This is a genomic window from Tardiphaga sp., assembly GCF_044340795.1.
Taxonomy (GTDB): Bacteria; Pseudomonadota; Alphaproteobacteria; order Rhizobiales; family Xanthobacteraceae; genus Tardiphaga.
This window is the reverse complement of the sequence record NZ_JBIISY010000363.1, coordinates 1-4,314: the sequence shown is the minus strand read 5'-3', so window position 1 is coordinate 4,314 and position 4,314 is coordinate 1. Positions and strand designations below refer to the sequence as shown.

The window sequence follows — 4,314 nt, the reverse complement described above, 5'->3', positions numbered from 1 at the left end:
ACGGGACCGACTGGAGTGACGAGTACCGCTTCGCCAGAGCTGACGGAACTTATGCCGACGTCCTGGACCGTGGTTACGTCCTGCGGGACGAGGGCGGCGCTCCGATCCGGATGGTGGGCGCTATGCTGGAAGTGTCGGCCAGGAAGGCCGTGGAGCGTCAGCTTCAGCAGGATCGGCAAAGGCTTGCCGAGGAGGTCGAAGAGACCGCGGCCGAGCGCGACCGGGCAGAGGAAGCTTTGCGACAATCGCAGAAGATGGAAGCTGTCGGACAGCTCACGGGCGGTCTCGCTCATGACTTCAATAATCTACTGACGGGCATTTCGGGTGCACTCGAAATGATCCAGCTGCGCGTCGCCCAAGGGCGCGTCAACGAACTCGAGCGCTACTCGGTCGCTGCCCAAGGTGCCGTACGGCGCGCTGCTGCTCTCACCCATCGTCTTTTGGCATTCGCACGGCGTCAGACGCTCGATCCGAAACCGACCGACGTCAATCGACTGATGTTCGGCATCGAGGAGCTGATACGTCGTACGGTGGGGCCGCAAATCGAAGTCGAGACCGTCGGCAAGGCGGGGATATGGACGACGCTGGTCGATCCCAACCAGCTCGAAAACGCACTCATTAATCTTTGCATCAATGCCCGCGACGCGATGCCGGAAGGTGGCCGCATCACGATCGAGACGGCTAATAAGTGGTTGGACGAGCGAGCAGCGCGCGAGCGTGATCTTGGTTCGGGCCAATACGTGTCTATCTGCGTGACGGATACAGGCACGGGCATGACGGCGGACGTCGCCGCGCACGCTTTCGAGCCGTTTTACACAACGAAACCCATGGGTGAAGGGACCGGTCTAGGCCTTTCGATGATTTATGGTTTTGCGAGGCAATCAGGCGGCCAAGTCCGGATCTATACCGAGGTCGGCATGGGAACGACGATGTGCATCTACCTGCCGCGCCATGTCGCCGAGAACAGTGTCGTCGAGGTCGGAGCAGAGCTGGACGAAAAAATCCTGAGCGCGTTGAATAGGCCGTCCGCGGTCGGGCGCGTGTTGGTCGTCGATGATGAGCCCACGGTCCGTATGCTGGTCGTCGAAGTGACACAGGAACTCGGCTACGATGTGATCGAAGCGATTGATGGGCCCAGCGCGCTGCGCGTGTTGGAAAATCAGCCCGCCATCGATCTGCTGATTACCGATGTCGGATTGCCGGGCGGCATGAACGGGCGGCAGGTGGCCGATGCCATGGTCAGCATTCTTCCGGAACTGAAGGTGCTCTTCATCACTGGCTTCGCGGAAAACGCAGTCATGGGAAACGGTCAGCTTTCGCCGAACATGGCGCTGGTCACCAAACCTTTCGCCATGGAAGTCCTTGCTGCGAAGATACAGGACATTATGGACGGAGTTTGATTGATCCGGATGCTGAAGACCTGCCTTAGCCGCGAGCTACAGCGCTGCCAATTTGGAACGTTTCCGAGCCTTTCGGCTTATGTGCCTTAGGGGGGCACGCAATGTGGCATTGGTTGAAGAACTTTCTGGGCATTCAGGTGGCCGCACAATCAGCCGACGGCATTTCGCCGCTTGTTGATCGGTCCGCATTGGCAGATTTCGTCAGGTTGCTTCATGAAGGTGATCGGGATGAACCTGCAATCGATCAATCAACCAACCTCGACCCTATCTAAGATCGCAGCCCAAACTCCGCGCCTGTACCTCGTCAGATTGCTGCGTCCTTACCCCTGTTTGAATGCCCGTCCTGCGAGGAGTCTGCGGCTTGAGTGACAACACTGATGTCACCGCTGCTCTCAAGGCAGGCTAGCTTTACATCCCGGGGATCATCCACGCCTTGAGTCCGCAAAAGTGCAAGGAGTTCGTCCTCGGTGACCAGTTCTCTGCGCATATTTTTGCGGAGCATCTTGCCATTTTCGATCAGTTTGATCTTTGAGGATGTCAGCCGGACCTCGAGGCTTGGAAAGCGGTATGCCAGCCACTGGAGTCCATAACTCCAAAACATCACCGTCAGGATGAGGAGGGCAGCTTCCGTGACGGATTTGTTCTCGCCCAGTGCGTCGGTCGTGGATTCCACCACCAGAACGACGACAAGAATGTCCGGAATCCCAATTGCTCCGGCTTGCCTATTGAGGAAGAAACGAAGCACAAAGAACAGCAGGAAATAGATGAGCGTGCCGCGCAGAATGACCTCGTAAGTCGGGTTCTGCGGTACAAATATGGCCTGCCAGTCGATCAAATGCACTTCCGTCGTTCAATTGGGAGCGGTGAGGTCATGCGGAGACCAATTCGAGGGCGGGACGCACGTCAGGCCGCAGTCTTCTGTAGGCTGTGAGATAATCCTGCGTCATCCGTTCCACGGTGAAGCGCTCCTCGAACTGGCGCCGAACCGCCGCACGGGAAAGTCGATTGATCGTCTGTAGGGCGGCTACCGCTTCGTCGTTTGATCCAACAACGATGCCTGACACGCCGTCGTCGATGATTTCGGGAACGGAGCCATTTGCAAATGCGATCACGGGTGTCCCGCACGCCATCGCCTCGATCATGACCAGCCCGAAGGGCTCGGGCCAATCGATCGGAAACAGCAGCGCGCTCGCGTTGCCCAGGAAGTCGGCCTTCTGATGCTCGTTGATCTCGCCAACGAACTCGACGTTCGGATTAGCCGAGACCATCGGGCCAATGACTTCGTCCCAATATTTCCTGTCCGCTTGATCGACCTTGGCGGCTATCTTGAGATGCATGCCCGCGCGTGCGGCGATCTCGATGGCGCGATCGGGACGCTTTTCGGGGGAGATACGCCCCAAGAAAGCCGCGTAGCCGGAGGCCGGTGCAGGATTGAACGGCAGCAGATCCGTCGGAAGTCCGTGATAGATCGTAGAAAGCCAATTGACTGGCGGCATGGGCGCTCGCTGCGCGTCGGATATCGACACCAGAGGCAGTTCCGGAAAGGCTGTGTAGAAAGGCGCTGCGTCAGGTAGGTCGAGGCGCCCATGCAACGTCGTCAGCATCCTGTCAGCGTAGGGACGCATCATCGGATAGTGCAGATAGTCGATGTGGAAGTGAACGATGTCGAAATCGTCGAGGCGTTTGGCGACTTCTTCGAGCATAGTGATGTGATAGGGCAGCATGTCCCGGACGTCGGCATCGAGACGCAGGGCTGTCGTTGAACACGAAACGAGCTTTGCGTCGGTGACGGAGTCGCCGGTCGCAAATAACGTCACCTCGTGGCCTAGTCGCACGAGTTCCTCAGTGAGGTAGGACACGATCCGCTCTGTCCCGCCATACAGCTTCGGTGGGCAACTTTCGGCAAGCGGGGCAACCTGAGCGATTTTCATGATCCCCGCGTCTCCTTTTCCTAGATGGCGGATTGGTAAAGCGAGGCGTATGCCTTCGCCGAGTTTGACCAACTGAAAGCCTGTCCCATCGCCGCACGGCGCATGCGATCGAGTCGATCTCGCGCGCCAAAAGTCGAGAATGCGCGGCAGAGGCTGCTCAGCAGCCCATCGGAGGATGGGCGGTCGAAGAGGAAGCCGGTCTGGCCATCAAGAATGGTTTCTGCCAAGCCGCCCGTACGATGGCCAATCGGAAGGGAGCCGAAGCGCTGTGCATACATCTGGCTGAGGCCGCAAGGTTCGAAGCGCGACGGCATGAGGGTGAAATCGCTCCCGGCGAAGATGCGCCGAGCTTCCTCATCCTCGAAGCCAATCTTTACCGCAACCGCGCCTGGGTGGTCGATCTGCACCTGCCGGAGTGCCTGTTCGAACCGCTCTTCGCCTTTCCCCGTAACAACAATCTGACCGCCTGCATCAACGATTGCTTTGGCATTCTGGATGACGAGATCGACGCCCTTTTGATGGACGAGGCGGGCAACAAGAGCAAACAGCGGACCGCGCGAGACCGCCAACCCGAATTGCCGACGGATCTCCCGTGCATTCTGGGAGCGCTTCCGCCAGTCTCCAGCATCGAAATTCCGGGTAAGCGACGTGCATGATCGCGGGTCCCAGCTCTCGTCAATGCCGTTCAGGATGCCCGACAGCTCATTTCGGTCCGCGCGCTTGCGAAGAACGCCCTCCAGGCCGCACCCGAACTCGGGCGTTGTGATTTCGGCGGCGTAGGTCTGACTAACCGTTGTCAGGTGAGATGAATAAACGAGACCAGCCTTCATGAAGGAAAGGCGGTCGTAGAACTCGACGCCATCCATATGGAAGGCTTCTGCGGGGATACCCAGACGGGGGAGGGCATCGCGGGAAAACACGCCCTGATAGGCGAGATTATGAATCGTGAACACGGTCGGGATCGGCCGCTGTGACCATTCTAG

At 58.6% G+C, this 4,314-nt stretch carries 4 protein-coding genes; 1 reads left to right on the top strand and 3 read right to left on the bottom strand.

Annotation, left to right across the window (positions count from 1 at the left end; all coding sequences use genetic code 11):
* Positions 1-1,400: ATP-binding protein (locus ACIQ17_RS31340; protein WP_398473407.1), on the top strand; the 1,400-nt coding region annotated here is incomplete at its 5' end.
* A gap of 304 nt (positions 1,401-1,704) precedes the next feature.
* Here ACIQ17_RS31340 and ACIQ17_RS31335 read toward each other — a convergent pair.
* From ACIQ17_RS31335 to ACIQ17_RS31325, 3 genes are all read right to left on the bottom strand, one after another.
* A complete protein-coding gene (locus tag ACIQ17_RS31335; RefSeq protein ID WP_398473406.1) occupies positions 1,705-2,235 on the bottom strand; it encodes a DUF421 domain-containing protein in 531 nt (176 codons plus the stop codon).
* Between the two features lie 34 nt (positions 2,236-2,269).
* Complete coding sequence (locus tag ACIQ17_RS31330) at positions 2,270-3,331, bottom strand: glycosyltransferase family 4 protein (protein ID WP_398473405.1); 1,062 nt, start codon at positions 3,329-3,331, stop codon at positions 2,270-2,272.
* A 20-nt stretch (positions 3,332-3,351) separates the two neighbouring features.
* A partial coding sequence (locus ACIQ17_RS31325; protein ID WP_398473404.1) for a glycogen synthase occupies positions 3,352-4,314 on the bottom strand: 963 nt, incomplete at its 5' end.

What these genes read in the sequence shown, in the direction of transcription:
- ACIQ17_RS31330 (WP_398473405.1), bottom strand. Translation starts at nt 3,331, where the DNA reads ATGAAAATCGCTCAGGTTGCCCCGCTTGCCGAAAGTTGCCCACCGAAG.